The 17,502-nt window shown below is 67.7% G+C and carries 14 protein-coding genes and 2 tRNA genes; 6 read left to right on the top strand and 10 right to left on the bottom strand.

Features of this window, described 5'->3' with window-relative positions; genetic code table 11:
* Positions 1-59: 59 nt before the first annotated feature.
* A tRNA-Pro gene (locus tag A5708_RS22640) sits at positions 60-136 on the bottom strand.
* A 148-nt stretch (positions 137-284) separates the two neighbouring features.
* On the opposite strand from A5708_RS22640, the gene A5708_RS22635 reads away from it, so the two are divergent.
* Positions 285-355: transfer RNA gene (locus A5708_RS22635), tRNA-Gly, on the top strand.
* Between the two features lie 32 nt (positions 356-387).
* A complete protein-coding gene (locus A5708_RS22630) occupies positions 388-1,578 on the top strand; it encodes a serine hydrolase domain-containing protein (protein ID WP_065030764.1) in 1,191 nt (396 codons plus the stop codon).
* Between the two features lie 493 nt (positions 1,579-2,071).
* On the opposite strand, the gene A5708_RS22625 is transcribed toward A5708_RS22630, so the two are convergent.
* The 3 genes from A5708_RS22625 to A5708_RS22615 form a co-directional block, all read right to left on the bottom strand.
* Positions 2,072-2,878, bottom strand: a complete 807-nt coding sequence (locus A5708_RS22625; RefSeq protein ID WP_065030763.1) for an Fpg/Nei family DNA glycosylase — start codon at positions 2,876-2,878, stop codon at positions 2,072-2,074.
* A gap of 18 nt (positions 2,879-2,896) precedes the next feature.
* Positions 2,897-3,376, bottom strand: coding sequence for a ribose-5-phosphate isomerase (locus A5708_RS22620; protein ID WP_065030762.1), 480 nt, complete (start codon positions 3,374-3,376; stop codon positions 2,897-2,899).
* Positions 3,377-3,446: 70 nt separating this feature from the next.
* The gene (locus A5708_RS22615; protein WP_065030761.1) at positions 3,447-4,070 is read right to left on the bottom strand and encodes a DsbA family protein; all 624 of its coding nucleotides are present in this window, start codon (positions 4,068-4,070) and stop codon (positions 3,447-3,449) included.
* A 91-nt stretch (positions 4,071-4,161) separates the two neighbouring features.
* Here A5708_RS22615 and pepN point away from each other — a divergent pair, with 91 nt between their 5' ends.
* Positions 4,162-6,741 carry an aminopeptidase N gene (pepN, locus tag A5708_RS22610; protein ID WP_065030760.1) on the top strand — a complete coding sequence of 860 codons (2,580 nt, stop codon included), beginning with the start codon at positions 4,162-4,164 and terminating at the stop codon, positions 6,739-6,741.
* A 64-nt stretch (positions 6,742-6,805) separates the two neighbouring features.
* Here the strand turns inward: pepN and A5708_RS22605 are convergent, their stop codons facing one another.
* The 3 genes from A5708_RS22605 to A5708_RS22595 all read right to left on the bottom strand — a co-directional run bounded on the left by A5708_RS22605 (position 6,806) and on the right by A5708_RS22595 (position 8,202).
* Positions 6,806-7,273: a DUF5130 domain-containing protein gene (locus tag A5708_RS22605; protein WP_065030759.1), complete on the bottom strand. Its 468-nt coding sequence runs from the start codon at positions 7,271-7,273 to the stop codon at positions 6,806-6,808.
* Entirely contained in the window at positions 7,260-7,487 is a 228-nt protein-coding gene (locus tag A5708_RS22600; RefSeq protein WP_065030758.1) for a hypothetical protein, read from the bottom strand. The genes A5708_RS22605 and A5708_RS22600 overlap by 14 nt, the downstream gene beginning before the upstream one ends.
* 67 nt (positions 7,488-7,554) lie before the next feature.
* Positions 7,555-8,202 carry an HNH endonuclease gene (locus A5708_RS22595; protein ID WP_065030757.1) on the bottom strand — a complete coding sequence of 216 codons (648 nt, stop codon included), beginning with the start codon at positions 8,200-8,202 and terminating at the stop codon, positions 7,555-7,557.
* Positions 8,203-8,345: 143 nt separating this feature from the next.
* On the opposite strand from A5708_RS22595, the gene A5708_RS22590 reads away from it, so the two are divergent.
* The 3 genes from A5708_RS22590 to A5708_RS22580 all read left to right on the top strand — a co-directional run bounded on the left by A5708_RS22590 (position 8,346) and on the right by A5708_RS22580 (position 11,436).
* On the top strand, positions 8,346-8,741 hold the full coding sequence (locus A5708_RS22590; RefSeq protein ID WP_007774129.1) for a globin: 396 nt from the start codon (positions 8,346-8,348) through the stop codon (positions 8,739-8,741).
* A gap of 25 nt (positions 8,742-8,766) precedes the next feature.
* A complete protein-coding gene (locus A5708_RS22585) occupies positions 8,767-10,332 on the top strand; it encodes a glycoside hydrolase family 13 protein (protein WP_065030756.1) in 1,566 nt (521 codons plus the stop codon).
* Positions 10,333-10,419: 87 nt separating this feature from the next.
* A complete protein-coding gene (locus tag A5708_RS22580) occupies positions 10,420-11,436 on the top strand; it encodes a pyridine nucleotide-disulfide oxidoreductase (RefSeq protein ID WP_065030771.1) in 1,017 nt (338 codons plus the stop codon).
* Between the two features lie 78 nt (positions 11,437-11,514).
* On the opposite strand, the gene A5708_RS22575 is transcribed toward A5708_RS22580, so the two are convergent.
* Genes A5708_RS22575 through A5708_RS22565 form a run of 3 tightly spaced genes read right to left on the bottom strand, consistent with a single transcriptional unit; the run spans position 11,515 to position 17,437 of the window.
* Positions 11,515-12,186: a hypothetical protein gene (locus tag A5708_RS22575; protein WP_065030755.1), complete on the bottom strand. Its 672-nt coding sequence runs from the start codon at positions 12,184-12,186 to the stop codon at positions 11,515-11,517.
* Positions 12,174-12,587 carry an acyl-CoA thioesterase gene (locus A5708_RS22570; RefSeq protein ID WP_065030754.1) on the bottom strand — a complete coding sequence of 138 codons (414 nt, stop codon included), beginning with the start codon at positions 12,585-12,587 and terminating at the stop codon, positions 12,174-12,176. Before A5708_RS22570 ends, A5708_RS22575 begins: the two co-directional genes overlap by 13 nt.
* Positions 12,584-17,437, bottom strand: coding sequence for an NAD-glutamate dehydrogenase (locus A5708_RS22565; protein WP_065030753.1), 4,854 nt, complete (start codon positions 17,435-17,437; stop codon positions 12,584-12,586). The genes A5708_RS22570 and A5708_RS22565 overlap by 4 nt, the downstream gene beginning before the upstream one ends.
* Positions 17,438-17,502 lie beyond the last annotated feature (65 nt).

Here is a 17,502-nt window from a genome sequence, read left to right as displayed (position 1 = left end):
GTTCTTTGCTCGTTGTTGGCGGTCGGTGGGTCGTGCGCATGGCACGGGGCCGGTCGTGCTGGTCGGGGTGACAGGATTTGAACCTGCGGCCTTCCGCTCCCAAAGCGGATGCGCTACCAAGCTGCGCTACACCCCGCGCTGACCTCGATGATCCTAAGGCCCCTCAACACCGGGTTGGCCACGGGCTGCGCAGCGACCTCGCAGACCTCACGGAGCGATCACAAAACCGAGTCGATTAGATTTGATCTTCGCCGCCAGCTACAGTCACGCTCGACTAAATACATGCGGGCGTAGCTCAATGGTAGAGCCCTAGTCTTCCAAACTAGCTACGCGGGTTCGATTCCCGTCGCCCGCTCGGGCTAACTATCTGCTCGATAGAAAGGCGCCATGAGCGACCTGACGACCGACGCGTCAATCCACGGGTCATGCGCCTCGGACTTTGCCGGAGTTCGCGACGCATTCGAGCGCAATTTCACGCTGGGCGATGAAGTCGGCGCCGCCGTCGCGGTGTGGTTCGACGGGTCTCTGGTCGTCAATCTGTGGGGTGGCTGGGCCGACGCGGCCCGCACCCGGCCGTGGCGGCAGAACACCCTGACCACCGTGTTGTCCGGCACCAAGGGCCTGTCGGCCACCTGCGTGCACCAACTCGCCGACCGCGGCGAGTTGGATCTGCAGGCCCCGGTCGCGCACTACTGGCCGGAGTTCGCCCAGGCGGGCAAACAAGACATCACGCTGGCGATGGTGATGAGCCACCGGTCCGGGCTGATCGGCCCGCGCACCCGGATGCGATGGGAGCAGGTCGCCGACTGGGACTACGTCTGCGAACAGCTGGCCGCCGCCGAGCCCTGGTGGGAGCCGGGGACCGCGCAGGGCTACCACATGACGACCTTCGGTTTCATCATGGGCGAGGTGTTCCGCCGGGTGACGGGCCGGACCATCGGCCAATACCTGCGCACCGAGATCGCCGAGCCGTTCGGCGCCGACGTCCATATCGGGTTGCCGCTGAGCGAGCAGCACCGGTGCGCCGAGCGGGTCAACAAGCCGCACGCCCGCGACCTGCTGGCCGAGGCGAAAGCCCCCGGCTACCCCACCAGCCTGGCCGAGCACCCCAAGGCGGGACTGTCCATCTCGATGGGGTTCGCCCCCGATGACGAACTCGGCTCGCACGACCTGAACCTGTGGCGCGAACTCGAGTTCCCCGGCACCAACGGGCAGGTCTCGGCGCTGGGATTGGCGACGTTCTACAACGCGCTCGCCCAGGAGAAGGTGCTCAGCCGCGAGCACATGGACCTGGTGCGGGTCTGCCAGGGCGGCCTCGACACCGATCTGGTGCTGGGCCCGCGGGTCGCCGACCACGGATGGGGCCTGGGCTACATGCTCAACCAGCGCTGCGTCAATGGACCCAACCCGCGGATCTTCGGCCACGGCGGGCTGGGCGGCTCGTTCGGGTTCGTCGACCTGGAGCACCGCATCGGCTACGCGTATGTGGCCAATCACTTCGACCCCACCAAGGCGAACGCGGACCCGCGCAGCCTGGTGCTGTCCAACGAGGTCTACTCCGTGCTGGGTGTCATCTAGCGACGCCGCACAGCGCTGAACGCAAACGCGCCCCGCCGTATCTTGGCGGGGCGCGTTTGCGTTGCGTGAGTTATCTCAGATCAGGGATGCCAACCGGGAGGCGGCGGCGGGCCGCCGGGCCCCCAGTGGCCGGGGCCGCCAGGACCCCACCCAGGGCCGCCGGGACCGCCGGGGCCCCAACCCTCACGGTGCCAGTCATGGCAGCCGTTCCAGTCCCAGTTGTCGCCCCAGCCCGGATCCCAATATTCACCCGGGCACCATTGCGGGAAGGGTCCGGGGTGGGCCTGCGCCTCAGTTGCGACGCCCAAGCCCCCCAAACCCAGCCCACCGATTGCGAGAGCCGTTGCGGCCAAACGTGGAAGAGTTTTCACAGGAGCTGTTTTACCCGCGTCGATGCTTTTGCTAAACAATTGGCACCAGTGTTTCGAGCTGAGAGTTTCCTGCCAATCCGCATGCTCTCCCCGGGGTGCGGCTCTGGACGGGCCCGGGCGGGTCACTTCTGGCAGGTCGGGCACCAGAAAACGTTTCGCCCCTCCAGCACCGTCGTGCGGATCGGGTCGCCGGACACCCGGCAGGGCTCGCCGGCCCGCCGATAGACGTAGGTGCGGGGCCGGTCGGGCCGGTACGACGGCGCGCCGTGGTCGTGTTCGGAGCGCACCACGATGATCTTCCCGCGCCGCAATCCGACCTTCATCAGCGCGACCAGATCGGTCCACGCCGCGTCGAACTCGTCCTCGCCGACGTCGCGGCCGGGCCGGAACGGGTCGATCCGGTGCCGGAAAAGCAACTCGCTGCGGTAGACGTTGCCCACGCCGGCCATCACGGTCTGGTCCATCAGCAGCGCGCCAATTGGTCTGCGCGACTTGGCAATCCGCTTCCACGCCCACGACGGATCGGCGTCGCTGCGCAACGGGTCGGGGCCCAGCCTGGCCAGGACGTCGCCGACCTGGCCCTCGTCGATGACCTCGCACACCGTCGGACCGCGCAGGTCGGTGCCGTAGCCGGCGCCGATCATGCGCATCCGCACTTGCCCGATCGCCTCGGGAAACAGGCCGTCGACGGGACGTTCCCATTCGGTGAAGGCGCCGTACAGGCCCAGGTGCACGTGCACGATCGGGCCGCCGGCGTAGTGGTGGAACAGGTGTTTGCCCCATGCGCTGGTGCGCTGCAACACCCGGCCGTCCACGATCGCGGCCGAATCAGCGAAGCGACCCTGTGGGCTGGACACCGCGACGGGCGCGCCGGCGTACCGGCGTTGGTGCAGCCGGGCCAACCGGTGCAGGGTATGCCCTTCGGGCACGCGCAGACCTTTCCGGCGTCAACCCACCGCGCCGGGAACCGGCGGGGCTTGGTGGGTGCGTTCGTATTCGGCGAGGATGTCGATGCGCCGCTGGTGGCGTTCGGCTTTCGACCACGGCGTGGTCAGGAAGGCGTCGACGATGGCCAGGGCCTCGGCCACGGTGTGCATGCGCCCGCCGATGCCGATCAGTTGGGCGTTGTTGTGCTCGCGGGCCAGCGTCGCCGTTTCGACGCTCCAGGCCAGCGCGCAGCGGGCTCCGGGCACCTTGTTGGCGGCGATCTGCTCTCCGTTGCCCGACCCGCCCAGCACGACGCCCAGGCTCTCCGGGTCGGCCACCGTGCGGGTCGCGGCGGCTATGCAGAAGGCCGGGTAGTCGTCTTCGGCGTCGTAGCTGAAGGCGCCGCAATCGATCGGCTCGTGTCCGGATTTCTTGAGGTGGTCGATGATCTGCTGTTTGAGCTCGAATCCGGCGTGGTCAGAGCCGAGGTAGACGCGCATGCCCGCAATCCTTACACAGCCACCCGCCGGGCCGGCGGCGGCGATCGCGGTGGATCGCCGCCCGACCGGCCTAGTCGAATTCGGGCTTCTCGGTGCGGCTGCGCTTGAGCTCGAAGAAGTGCGGGTAGGACGCGAAGGTGACCGAGGCGTCCCACAGCTTGCCCGCCTCCTCACCGCGCGGAATCTTGGACAGCACCGGCCCGAAGAACGCCACATCGTTGACGTGGATGGTCGGGGTGCCGACGTCGTCGCCCACCGCGTCCATGCCGGCGTGGTGGCTCTTGCGCAGCGCCTCGTCGTACTCCTCGCTGGTCGCGGCCTCCGCCAACTGGGCCGGCAGGCCGACGTCGTCGAGCGCCAGCTTGATCACGTCGTCCAGATCTTTGTTGCCCTCGTTGTGGATCCGGGTGCCCATCGCGGTGTACAGCGGCGCGAGCACCTCGGCGCCGTGGGCCTGCTCGGCGGCGATCGCCACCCGCACCGGACCGAACGCCTTCACCATCCGCTCGCGGTATTCGTCGGGCAGACCCTCGCGGTTTTCGTTGAGCACCGCCAGGCTCATCACGTGGAAGTTCACGTCGATGTCGCGAACCTTCTCCACCTCGAGGATCCAGCGCGAGGTGATCCAGGCCCACGGACACAGCGGATCGAACCAGAAATCGGCCTTGTTCTTCGCGGCGGCGGTGTCAGGCATGGCGGATCCTCTCGTCGATTGAAAGTCTGATCTGCACAACCGTAGGCGTCTGCATCCTGTTCCCGGTTTGCCCGACCCGTAAGTTGGACACGTGGCTCTCCCCAATCTCACCCGCGAACAAGCCGTCGAGCGCGCCTCGCTGATCACGGTCGCCAGCTATCAGATCGACCTCGACGTCACCGACGGCGCCGGCGCTCCCGGCGAACGGACCTTCCGCTCCATCACCACGGTGGTGTTCGACGCGCTGGCCGGCGCCGACTCGGTCATCGACATCGCCGCCGACACCATCCGCGGCGCCACGCTCAACGGGCGCGATCTGGACGTCTCCGGGTACGACGAGTCGACCGGTATCCCCCTGCGCGGGCTGGCCGACCGCAACGTCGTCGTGGTCGACGCGGACTGCCTCTACTCCAATACCGGTGAGGGTCTGCATCGGTTCGTCGACCCGGTCGACAACGAGACCTACCTGTACTCGCAGTTCGAAACCGCCGACGCCAAGCGCATGTTCGCCTGCTTCGACCAGCCCGACATGAAGGCGACCTTCGACGTGCGGGTGACCGCGCCCGCGCACTGGAAGGTGATCTCCAACGGCGCGACGGTGTCGGTGAACGACGGCCTGCACACCTTCGCCACCACGCCGCGGATGAGCACCTACCTGGTCGCCTTGATCGCCGGCCCCTACGCCGAGTGGAACGACGCCTACACCGACGAGCACGGCGAGATCCCGTTGGGCATCTTCTGTCGCTCCTCGCTCGCCAAACACATGGACGCCGACCGGCTGTTCACCCAGACCAAGCAGGGATTCGGCTTCTACCACAAGAACTTTGGCCTGCCCTACGCGTTCGGGAAGTACGATCAGCTGTTCGTCCCCGAATTCAACGCCGGCGCAATGGAAAACGCGGGCGCGGTGACGTTCCTCGAGGACTATGTGTTTCGCAGCAAGGTCACCCGAGCTTCCTACGAACGGCGCGCCGAGACCGTGCTCCACGAAATGGCGCACATGTGGTTCGGCGACCTGGTCACCATGGCGTGGTGGGACGACCTGTGGCTGAACGAGTCGTTCGCGACCTTCGCCTCCGTGCTATGTCAAAGCGAGGCAACCGAATTCACCGAGGCCTGGACGACGTTCGCGACCGTCGAGAAGTCGTGGGCCTACCGCCAGGACCAACTGCCGTCCACACATCCGATCGCCGCCGACATCCCCGACCTGGAAGCGGTCGAGGTGAACTTCGACGGCATCACCTACGCCAAGGGCGCCTCGGTGCTCAAGCAGCTGGTCGCCTACGTCGGGCTGGAACACTTCCTGGCCGGCCTGCGCGATTACTTCCGCGCGCACGCCTTCGGCAACGCCACGTTCGACGATCTGGTCGCCGCGCTGGAGCAGGCGTCCGGGCGTGATCTGTCCGACTGGGGTCAGCAGTGGCTGAAGACGACCGGACTGAACACGCTGCGCCCCGAGTTCGATGTCGACGCCAACGGCGATTTCACCCGCTTCGCGGTGACCCAGAGCGGCGCCGCCCCGGGCGCCGGTGAGACCCGGGTGCACCGGCTGGCGGTCGGGATCTATGACGACGACGGGACCGGGAAGCTGGTGCGGGTGCGCCGCGAGGAACTCGACGTCGAGGGCCCCGTCACGGAAGTTCCTGCGCTGGTTGGTGTTTCGCGGGGCCAGCTGGTTCTGGTCAACGACGACGATCTGACGTATTGCTCGCTACGGCTGGACGGCGATTCGCTGCGCACCGCGCTGGAGCGCATCGCCGACATCGCCGAGCCGCTGCCGCGCTCGCTGGTCTGGTCGGCCGCCTGGGAGATGACGCGCGAGGCGGAGCTGCGGGCCCGTGACTTCGTTGCGCTGGTGACGGGCGGCGTGCACGCCGAATCCGAGGTCGGCGTGGCGCAGCGGCTGCTGCTGCAGGCCCAGACCGCGCTGACGTCGTACGCCGAGCAGGGCTGGGCTCGTGAGCACGGCTGGCCGCAGTTCGCCGACCGGTTGCTGGAATTGGCGCGCGGCGCGCAGCCCGGCTCGGATCACCAGCTCGCCTTCATCAACACGTTGTGCTCGTCGGTGCTGTCGGTCGGCCATATCGAAACGCTGGCGGACCTGCTGGACCGCGACCCCACCGAGTTGGGGCTGGCCGGCCTCGAAGTCGACACCGACCTGCGGTGGCGGATTGTGACGGCGCTGGCCACCGCGGGCAGTGTCGACGCCGACGGACCCGCGACGCCGTTCATCGATGCCGAGATCCAGCGCGACCCGACCGCCGCCGGCAAGCGCCACGGCGCCCAGGCCGCGACGGCGCGACCGCAGCCGGCGGTCAAAGAGGCGGCCTGGACGACGGTGGTCGAGGACGACACCCTGGCCAACATCACCGCCCGCTCGATCATCGGGGGCATCGCCCCGCCCGGGCAGGCCGAGTTGCTCAAGCCGTTCACCGCGCGCTATTTCGAGGCGATCTCCGGGGTCTGGGCGCGCCGGTCCAGCGAGGTGGCCCAGACGGTGGTGATCGGGCTGTACCCGCACTGGGACATCAGCGAGGACGGCGTCGCCGCCGCGGACAGGTTCCTGTCCGACCCGGAGGTGCCGGCGGCGTTGCGACGCCTGGTGCTCGAGGGGCAGGCCGGGGTGAAGCGTTCGTTGCGCGCGCGCCGGTTCGACGCCGGCGAGGGCTGAGCCTTACGCCGCGCCGACGGTGGCGACCCGCCGCGCCCGGCTTACGCCGCGCTCGCGATCGCCACTAGGCGGGCGAAATCCCGGCGCTCAGCACGCGGATCGCGCTGACCAGGCCGTCGACCAAGTCGCCACGCTCGAACGCCGAGGACGCGGCGGCGACACCCAGCGGTGCGGCCGACTCGGCGCCCCGGCCGCGCACCTGCGTGCCGTAGACCACCTCGATGACCTTCTGGTCGGGTGAGACGGCCAGCAGCACCGCGTTGTCCGGCGTCGGCACGTCGGCCAAGATCTCGCGGGCCCGCGCGGCGGTGTCGCTGCCCAGGCCACCCAGGTAGATCGCGAAGCGCGTCTTGGACGCCCGGGAGCCGAATTTCAGCGCATCGTCGATGGCGACCAGGTCTTTGGTCGAAAACGGGAAATGCACCGACAGCTCGCCGGGCTCGGTGACACCGGAGATCCGTCCGCTGGTGGTGATGACCGAGCCATGCGGGAGCTCGGTGGGTTCCCTCGTCGCTACCTCACCACGTGCCACTGGCGCCACCTCCGACTGAGAATTCCGACGTGCCGTGCCCGCCGTGGGCGTGGCCGACGTCTTCGCCGGTGGCGGCCCACAGGATCGGCGGATGCGTCCACTCCTCGCCCAACTTGTAGGCCGCTGGGTGCGGTCCCTTGCGGGACCAGATCAGCACCGAAAGCAAAACCACCAGCAGCAGCGGTATTCCGACGATGAACAGATGGACATGCATAGGACTCACGACGCAAACCGTATCCCACGCAACGACCTACCCGCGTGACCGGACACCAGATTGGCGATCAGGCCGCGCCCTCGCCGAGATACCGGGCCCAGGCCGGATCCAGTTCCTTGACGGTCGACAGCAACCGCCAGTGCTGCCCGGTCGGCGGCAGCGGCGGTCGGCGCAGCGCCCAGCCGAGCTCGCTGAGCAGCTTGTCGCCCTTGCGATGGTTGCAGGTCGAGCAGCAGGCGACGCAGTTCTCCCAGGAATGGTCGCCGCCGCGGCTGCGGGGCAGCACGTGGTCGACGGTGTCCGCCTTCGCCCCGCAGTAGGCGCAGCAGAACCGGTCGCGGTGCATCAGCGCGGCGCGGGTCATCGGGACGCGCGCCCGGTACGGGACGCGGACGTAGGACCGCAGCTGGATCACCGAGGGCACCACGATCGAGCTGGTCGCCGAGTGGATGACGGGGCCGGCCGGGTCGTGGTGGACCACGTCCGCCTTTCCGCAGATCACCATCACGATCGCGCGGCGCATCGGCAGCGCGGTCAGCGGCTCGTAGGTGGAATTCAGCAGCAGGACCCGCCGGCGGCTCCAGATGGACGCGCCCTCGGGACGTGCGGGCGGATGGATCTCAACACTGTGCAGCGACGACGCGGTTGCGGGTCCGGTCAACCCTGCCGCGGCTACCTGACTGCGGTGGCTGCGGCGTTTCTTGCCCTGCGCCATAGATCCTCCGCGAACAGTCCACCATGATTCGCCGCCAATCGCACCCCTATTGCAGGTGAACGCCGTGTCGATCCGATGAACACCAGGCACGGGGTCGGGCCGCCTCCGCTTGGCGTCCCGAGGATGGACCACAATGGACGGCGATGGATCAGGTAGCAGAGTCCTTCTACGACGCGGTCGGCGGCGCCGAGACTTTCCACGCGATCGTCGCGCGCTTTTACGCCCAGGTTCCCGAAGACGAGATCCTGCGTGAGCTGTATCCGCTGGATGACCTCGAGGGCGCCGAAGAACGCCTGCGGATGTTCCTCGAGCAGTACTGGGGCGGCCCGCGCACCTACTCCGACCGGCGCGGACACCCCCGGCTGCGGATGCGTCACGTGCCGTTCCGGATCACTCCCCTGGCGCGTGACGCGTGGCTGCGGTGCATGCACACGGCCGTCGCGTCCATCGATTCGCAGACGCTCGACGACGAGCACCGCCGCGAGTTGCTCAACTACCTGGAAATGGCTGCCGACTCACTGGTCAACTCGCCCTTCTAGATACCTCGCAACCGAACGGAGCACTATGAGCCCCGCAGCATGGTGGTCGAACGCGGTCTTTTACCAGGTCTATCCACGATCGTTCGCCGACAGCGACGGCGACGGCGTCGGCGACATCGACGGAATCGTTGCCCATCTGGATCACCTGGAGGGGCTGGGCGTGGACGCGATCTGGCTCAGCCCGGTGACCGTCTCGCCGATGGCCGACCATGGCTACGACGTCGCCGATCCGCGCGACATCGACCCGCTGTTCGGCGGAATGCCTGCCATCGACCGGCTGATCGCGGCGGCACACCAGCGGGGCATCAAGATCACCATGGACGTGGTGCCCAACCACACCAGCTCCGCGCACCCCTGGTTTCAGGCCGCGCTGGCCGCCGGCCCGGGCACCGACGCCCGGGAGCGTTACCACTTCCGCGACGGCAGGGGGCCCGACGGGGCCCTGCCACCCAACAACTGGACGTCGGTCTTCGGCGGCTCGGCCTGGACGCGGGTGGTCGAGCCGGACGGTAATCCCGGGCAGTACTACCTGCACCTCTTCGACACCGAGCAGCCGGACCTGAACTGGGAGAACCCCGAGGTCTTCGAGGACTTCGCGACATCGCTGCGGTTCTGGCTGGACCGTGGCGTGGACGGCTTCCGCATCGACGTCGCGCACGGAATGGCCAAGCCCCCCGGCCTTCCCGACGCCAAGGACGACGCCAAGGTGCTGTCGCACAGCGACGACGACCCGCGGTTCAACAACGCGGGCGTGCACGACATCCACCGCAAGATCCGCAAGATCGTCGACGAGTATCCGGGGGCGGTGACCATCGGCGAGGTGTGGGTGATGGACAACCTGCTCTGGGCCGAGTACCTGCGGCCCGACGAACTGCATCTCGGCTTCAATTTCCGGCTGACCAAGATCGACTTCGACGCCGGCGAAATCCGTGACGCCATCGAGAACTCGCTTGCGGCCACCGCGATCTATGACGCCGTCCCGACCTGGACGCTGTCCAACCACGACGTGGACCGCGAGGTCACCCGCTACGGTGGCGGCGACGTCGGGCTGCGCAGGGCCCGGGCCATGGCGATGGCGATGCTCGCCCTACCGGGCACGGTGTTCATCTACAACGGTGAGGAGCTCGGGCTGCCCGACGTGCTGGACCTGCCCGAGGAGGTGCTGCAGGACCCGACCTGGGAACGGTCCGGGCACACCGAGCGGGGCCGGGACAAGTGCCGGGTGCCGCTGCCGTGGTCGGGCGAGCAGCCCCCGTTCGGGTTCTCGTCCTCACCCGACACCTGGTTACCGATGCCGAAGGACTGGGCGGCGCTGACCGTCGAGAAGCAGCGCGGCGATCCCGACTCCACCCTGTCGTTCTTCCAGCGGGCACTCCAATTGCGCCAGGGCCGTGTGGAATTCGACGGCGACACGATCGAGTGGCTGGATGCGTCCGGCGATGCGGTGATCTTCCGGCGCCCCGGTGGGTTGATCTGCGCGCTCAACAGCGGCGAATCGCCGGCGCCGCTGCCGGCGGGCGAGCTGATCTTGGCCAGCGCGCCGCTGCTGGAGGGCAAACTGCCACCGGATTCGGCGGCCTGGCTGGCGTAGCCGGTCCGGGTCGCGCCGCGCAAGCCTCGGTGGGCGTTTCGCGGCGGACTGCTCTATATGTTGTGCATGGCTTCCTACGAGTGGACAGTGATCGGTGCCGGACCCGCGGGCATCGCCGCGGTGGGACGGCTGCTGGATCACGGAGTCGCGCCCGAACGGATCGCCTGGGTCGACCCGGCCTTTGCCGCCGGCGACATCGGCCAGAAATGGCGGTCGGTCTCGAGCAACACCCACGTCGCGCTCTTTTTGGAATACTTCAACGGCTCCAAAGCATTTCACTTCGCCGAGGCACCACCCATGCCGCTCAAGGAGATCGATCCGCAAGAGACGTGCGCGCTGGGCCTGGTCGCCGAACCCCTGGTGTGGATCACCGAGCAGCTGCGTGCGCAGGTCGACGCCCTCAGGACGACCGCCACCGCACTGTTCTTGGAGAACAGGCGGTGGCGGGTCCAGACGGACCAACGCGACGCCTTCTCCACGAACGTGATCCTGGCCGTCGGCGCTGATCCCAAAAAGCTTTGCCACCCCGGCCTCGACGAGATCGAAGTCCAGGTCGCCCTCGACCCCGAGAAGCTCGCCGCAGAACCACTCGAGGGCGCGACGGTCGCCGTGTTCGGCTCGTCGCACTCGTCGATGATCGTGCTCCCGAACCTGCTACGTCATCCCGTCAAACGGATCGTCAACTTTTATCGAAGCCCACTGAAATACGCTGTCTATCTCGATGATTGGATCTTGTTTGACGACACTGGGCTCAAGGGCCGGGCGGCCGTCTGGGCGCGGGAGAACATCGACGGGGTGCTTCCCGACCGCCTGGAGAGGTGCTGGGTGTCGAGCCCGGAATTCGCCGAGAAACTGGCGCAGTGCGACCGGGCGGTCTATACCGTCGGCTTCGAGCGCCGGAAGTTGCCCGAGACCCCGCAGTGGGGGCAGCTGGACTACAACCGCACCAACGGAATCCTGGCCCCCGGCCTGTTCGGGGTGGGCATCGCGTTCCCCCAGTACGCCGAAGACCCGTACGGGTACGGGCAGTACCGCGTGGGCCTGAAGAAATTCATGGACCATCTGGACGCCGTGCTGCCGCTGTGGCTGCGGTACGGCCCGTGATCTGCGTGTCCCGAACCCGGCGGCGATCGCTTTAAACTCAGCCTGATCCGTTCGGGAAATCGCCTGCCGCCGACCGCGTCAGCCCAGCAGCAGCGCGGGATCGCCGCGGCGGCGATACACCGAACCGAACCGCGCGTCGAGACGCAGCCACGTCGGCAGTATCCGGACGCGGATCAATTCGTCGGCGTCGACCGCATCGGGTGACTGCGGCAGAAAACCCATCGCGGTCAACGCGAATACGCAGCGCATCGGCAGCCCGACTTGCACGTCGGGCGCGCTGACCTGGATGACCTCCTGGTCGAGCAGCGACACCGGCGGGCCGTGAGAGCTGCTGTGCTCCTTGGCAAGTTGCGCACCGCGTTGCGCGAGGTCGAGCATCACCCGGGCCGGGATGTCCTCGAGGTGGGTGAAGCCGGATTCCGGCGGCAACGCACCCCGCCACGCCGAATCCATCGCGAAGCCGGGATCGACGTAGCCCGATTGATCCATCGCGGACAGGCCGCGCGCCAACGCGTCCGCGCCCACCGACAGATCGCCGGGCCGCACCTCCCCGACCACCACCCTGCTGGCCAGCACGTCGAAACCCGTTGCGACCCAAGCGGTCAGCAGTCCCGGGGATCGAGTCCGGAATCGGATGATCGCGGCGTCGTCGAGCCGCAGCGCGCGATCGACGAACGCGGCCAGATCCGCGCGGTGGGCGTCCCTGGAGTCGGGGCCCAGCCATAGTCCTCGGTCGGCTACCTGATCCACCGTTGTAGATACTCCCGATGTTGTGGTGAGAGGCGCACCAGCCGCTCCTCCTCGATATGCACGGCGGCCAGTTGCGACTCGGCGACGACGGCGGGCTTCGACTCCGGATCGGCGCTGACCGAGCGCACCTCGTAGCCCAGCGTGAAGTCGACCGCCCGCAACCGCTTGGTCCACATGGTCACCTGCAGCGGTGAATCCACCAGCCGCAGCTGACCTTTGTAGGTCACCTTCACCTCGGCGATGAGCAACCCGATGGTCAAGATGTCGACCTCGAACGCCTCACGCAGGAACTGGACGCGCGCCTCCTCCAGGATCGTGACCATGGTGGCGTGGTTGACGTGCTGATACATGTCGATGTCCGACCAGCGCACTGGCACGGGCGCGACGAAGCCGACGCTCAACTTGATGATCCTCTTCCACTGGTACGGGTCATGCGACGGATCTGTCGCGCGGCGACGGACAGCGTAGCGAGATCCTTGTCCCCGCTTTCCTGGATCTCGATGAGTGTGCGGCGGGCCCGTTCGACCCTGGAGGCACTCAGGTGTTCCCACTCGGCGATCTTCTCTTCACCACTTTCGTCGGGCTCCCCCACGGCGAGCACATCGAAACACAGCGACCGCAGCGAGGCATAGATGTCGTCACGAATGGCCAAGCGCGCCAAGGAGTGCCAGCGGTCCCGGCGGGGCAGTTCGGATACCGCCGTCAAGAGCCCGTCGGTGCCGAGCCGGTCCATGAGCGCGAAGTAGGTGTCGGCGACCTCGGCGGCGTCGATGTCGTTGATGTCGCCGATGTCGATGATGTCGAGCAGGCTGAAGCGGTACAGCCCGGCGGCCACCGAATAGGCGAGGTCTTCGGGTGCGCCCTGGGAGGTGAATTCCGCGGCTTCCTTTTCCACGATGGCCTTGTCGTCGCCGCGCAGCCACTCGGACATGCGCGGGGTCAACGCCTGGACCTTGGCGGCGAACCGGTTGATCTCGGCGCCGACCGCCAGCGGCTGCGGGCGGTAGTTGAGCAGCCAGCGTCCGGCGCGGTCGATCAACCGCCGGGTATCCAGGGTGAGCCGATCCGACAGTGCCACCGGCAAATTCGCCGCGCGGATGCGCCGCCACGTCCCTCCGACCCCGAAGATCGCGTCGGTGGCAACGTAGGTGCGCACCGCGTCGACCGACCCGACACCGACGTCCTCGACGATCCGGAAGGCGTAGCTGATCCCGGCGGCGTCCACCAGGTCGTTGATCAGCATGGTGGTGACGATCTCGCGGCGCAGCTGATGCGTGCGGATCTCCGGAGTGAACCTCTCCCGCAACGGTTTCGGGAAGTACAGGGGCAGCCGGGAGGCGAACACGTCCTGCTCGGTCAGCTCGGTCTCGAGCATCTCCTCCTTGAGCCCCAGCTTCACGTGCGCCATCAGGGTGCACATCTCCGGTGAGGTGAGCCCGATGCCGGCCTCCGCGCGCCGCGCGATCTCCTTCTCCGACGGCAGCGCTTCCAGGTCGCGGTGGATGCCGCGCTCGTCGACCAGGTACTGAATCAACCTGGCGTGCACCGGTAATAGGCTCGCCGCGTTCGCGCGGCTGGTGCCGATCAGGTCGTTCTGGTCGTCGTTGTCGGTGAGCACCAGCTGCGCGACCTCGTCGGTCATCGACTCCAGCAGCGGTTTGCGCTCCTCCGGCTTGACCTTGCCGGCGGTCACCAGTGCGTCGATCAAGATCTTGATGTTGACCTCGTGGTCCGAGCAGTCCACACCGGCCGAGTTGTCCATCGCATCGGTGTTGATCCGGCCACCCGCCAAATCGAACTCGACGCGCCCCAGCGCGGTGACCCCGAGGTTGCCGCCCTCACCGATCACCTTGGCGCGCACCTGACTTCCGTTGACCCGGACCGGATCGTTGGCGCGGTCGCCGACGTCGGCGTCTGATTCGGACTCCGCCTTGATATAGGTGCCGATGCCGCCGTTGAACAGCAGATCCACCGGCGCCTGCAGGATCGCCTTGATCAGGTTGGGCGGCGTCATCTCGGCGACGTCGTCATTCGAGCCCTCGATGCCCAGCGCGTCGCGAACCTGGGAGCTGACCGGAATCGCCTTGTGCTCGCGGCTGTACACGCCGCCGCCCGCACTGATCAACGACGCGTCGTAGTCCTCCCAGCTGGACCGCGGCAGGTCGAACATCCGCTGGCGTTCCTCCCACGAACGCGCGGCGTCGGGGTCGGGGTCCAAGAAGATGTGCCGGTGGTCGAAGGCGGCGAGCAGCCGGATGTGCTTGCTCAGCAGCATGCCGTTGCCGAAGACGTCGCCGCTCATGTCGCCGATCCCCACCACCGTGAAGTCCTCGGTCTGCGTGTCGATGTCCATCTCCCGGAAGTGCCGTTTGACGGCCTCCCACGCGCCCTTGGCGGTGATACCCATGGCCTTGTGGTCATAGCCGACCGACCCACCGGACGCGAACGCGTCACCCAGCCAGAATCCGTAGGACTTCGCGACGTCGTTGGCGATGTCGGAAAAGGTGGCGGTGCCCTTGTCCGCCGCCACCACCAGGTACGCGTCGTCGCCGTCGCGCCGGATGACTTCGGGTGGCGGGCTGACCTTTCCGGTCGCGTGGTCGACGTTGTCGGTGACGTCGAGCAGGCCGGAGATGAACAGCTGATAGCAGGCGACGCCCTCAGCGCGACTGGCGTCGCGGTCTGCGACGGCGTCGCCGGTGGGCAGCGGCGGCCGCTTGAGGACGAACCCACCCTTGGCGCCCACCGGCACGATGACGGCGTTCTTCACCGCCTGCGCCTTGACCAAACCCAGGATCTCGGTGCGGAAGTCGTCTCGCCGGTCCGACCAGCGCAGGCCGCCCCGGGCCACCGGGCCGAACCGCAGGTGGACGCCCTCGACGCGGGGGGAATAGACGAAGATCTCGTATTTGGGGCGTGGCAGTGGCAGCTCGTCAACCAGCTGGGCGTCCAGCTTGATCGCCAACACATTGCGAGCCCGGGCCGAACGCTGGCTCGTGACAAAGTAATTGGTTCGCAGCGTGGCCTGCACCAGCGATGCGAAGGCGCGCAGAATGCGGTCGGTGTCCAGGCTCACCAGCGCGTCGATGTCGGCGGCGACCGCAGCGGCTGCGGCCTGCGCGTCGCGGCTCGCCGAGGAATCGGGGTCCGGGTCGAACAGCGCCTCGAAGAGCGCGACGAGTGATCGCGCGGTCGAGGGATGCTCGTTGAGCACCGACTCGATATAGGACTGGCTGTAGGGAAAGTTCGCCTGCCGCAGGTACTTTGCGTAGGCCCGCAACAGCACGACCTGCCGCCATCGAAGGCCCGCGCGCATCACCAGCTCGTTGAACCGGTCGATCTCGAGCCGACCGTTCCAGATCGCGGTGACCGCGTCGGCGAACCGCTCGGCCATTGCGTCGCGCTCCTGCTGCGTCGACGCCAGCCGGATGGTCGGGTGCGGCGAGATCTTGAACTGATAGATCCACACCGGCAGCCCGTCGGACCGGTTGACGGTGAAGGGGCGCTCCTCGAGCACCACCACACCCATGCTCTGCAGCATCGGCAGCAGCTGGCTCAGCGAGGCGGTGCGCCCGCCCAGGAACCAGGTCAGCTGGGCGGTCCCGTCCTCGGCCTCGGCGAACACCAGCTTGACCGAGTTGTCTTGCAGCTCATTGATGATCGCGATGTGCTCGATCGCGTCGGCCGGGGCGACGGCCTGCCTGTAGACCTCGGGGAACGCGGCCGCGTAATACTCGGCGTCGACGTGGCCTATTACGGAGCCGTCCGCGGCGGCGGCGACGAGCCGGTCGGTCCAGGTGCGCGCGGCCTCGCTCAGCAGCGCCTGTATGCGGACCCGGTTGTCTTCGGACACGTCGACCGGCGCGGCGTCGGGGCCGTCGGACGGCAGGCGGACCATGAAATGCATCAGGGCCCAAGGTGATTCGCTGACCCGCGCGGTGAATTCCAGCCGGGTGCCGGCGAATTCGTGGACCAGAATGTCTTCGATCTGCAGCCGCACCGCCGTCGTGTAGCGGTCGCGGGGCAGATACACCAGGCAGGAAACGAAGTACTGCAGCCGGTCGGCGCGCAGGAACAGCAACGCGTTTCGCTGCGGTCCCAGGTCCACCACCGCTTTGGCCATCGCCAGCAGTCGTTCGGCGCTGAGCGTGAACAGCTCCGAGCGTGGCACGGTCTGGATGACGTCGAGCAGCAGCTGGCCCGGGTGGATCGGGTCGCTGTCGGCCATCGCCAGGGCCTCCCGGACCCGGCGCGAAATCGTCGGGATTTCCAGGACATCGGCGTTCATGGCGGCCACCGTGAACAGCCCGACGAAGCGGTGCTCGATCACGGTGCCGTTGACGTATTCGCGGACCGCGATGGCGTACGGGTAGGCGCCGTAGCGCAGATAGCTGCCCACCACCGATTGCGCCAGCACCAGCAATCTGTCGTCGTCGGTCAGCCGGGGGCGCGAGCCGGTGCGGGTGCGCAGCACGCCGAGCCCGGGTGTGCCGTCGCCGGAGACCTGGCCGTCGTGCACGTGGCAACGCTGATAGCCGAGCAGCAGGAAGTTGCCGTTGCCCAGCCAGCGCAGCAGTGCCGCGACGTCGTCGCGGTCCGGCGCCGAGAAGTGGTCGTCGGCGTTGGCTTCGACCTGCGCGGCCAGATCGTTCAGCGCCGCGATCAAGGCCGACGCGTCGCTGGCGACCTGTTGCACGTCGGCCAGCACTTTGGGCAGCAGCCGTTCGACCTCGGTGAGTCCCTTGCTGTCGACCGACGGCAGCAGCTGCACGTGAATCCACGCCTCGCCGGCGTATTGCGAAGCGCCTTCGGCTTTCGCCTCGACGCGCAGCAGGTCACCCTCGGGGCTGCGCTGCACTTCGAACACCGGCGTCATGATGGCCGTGTAGGGGACGCCGAGCCGGTGCAGCAGCACGGTGACCGAATCCATCAGCATGCCGCCGTGATCGGTGACGACCTGCAGGGCGGGCCCGAAGCCGGCGGGGTCTTCGGCCGGGTACACCGCGACACGGCTCTCGCCGGCGGGGCGGTGCAGGCCGAGGCGATAGTGCGCGCTCAGCACGGCCGGCGTCACGATCGCCGCCGGCAGGGTCAGGTCGATGGGCCTGCTTTCGGCGCCCCCCGACTCGTCGCTGTGCGGGCCGCGATAGCTCTCGACGTAGGCCCTCGAAATCCACTCAGGGATGTCCTGCTGCCGGGTGAAGGTCGTCCACGGCTCGAGATCTTGTCTGGCTCCGGGATCGATCGTCATGCCGATAGCTCCCAACTGGCGACGGTTGTCAGTGCGCTCGGTCGCCCCGTTGCCTGGCGGCCCGG

The organism is Mycobacterium colombiense, assembly GCF_001672755.1.
GTDB classification, from domain to species: Bacteria; Actinomycetota; Actinomycetes; order Mycobacteriales; family Mycobacteriaceae; genus Mycobacterium; species Mycobacterium colombiense_C.
Note: the sequence above shows the minus strand (reverse complement) of the source record. Positions and strands in the feature narration are given on the sequence as shown.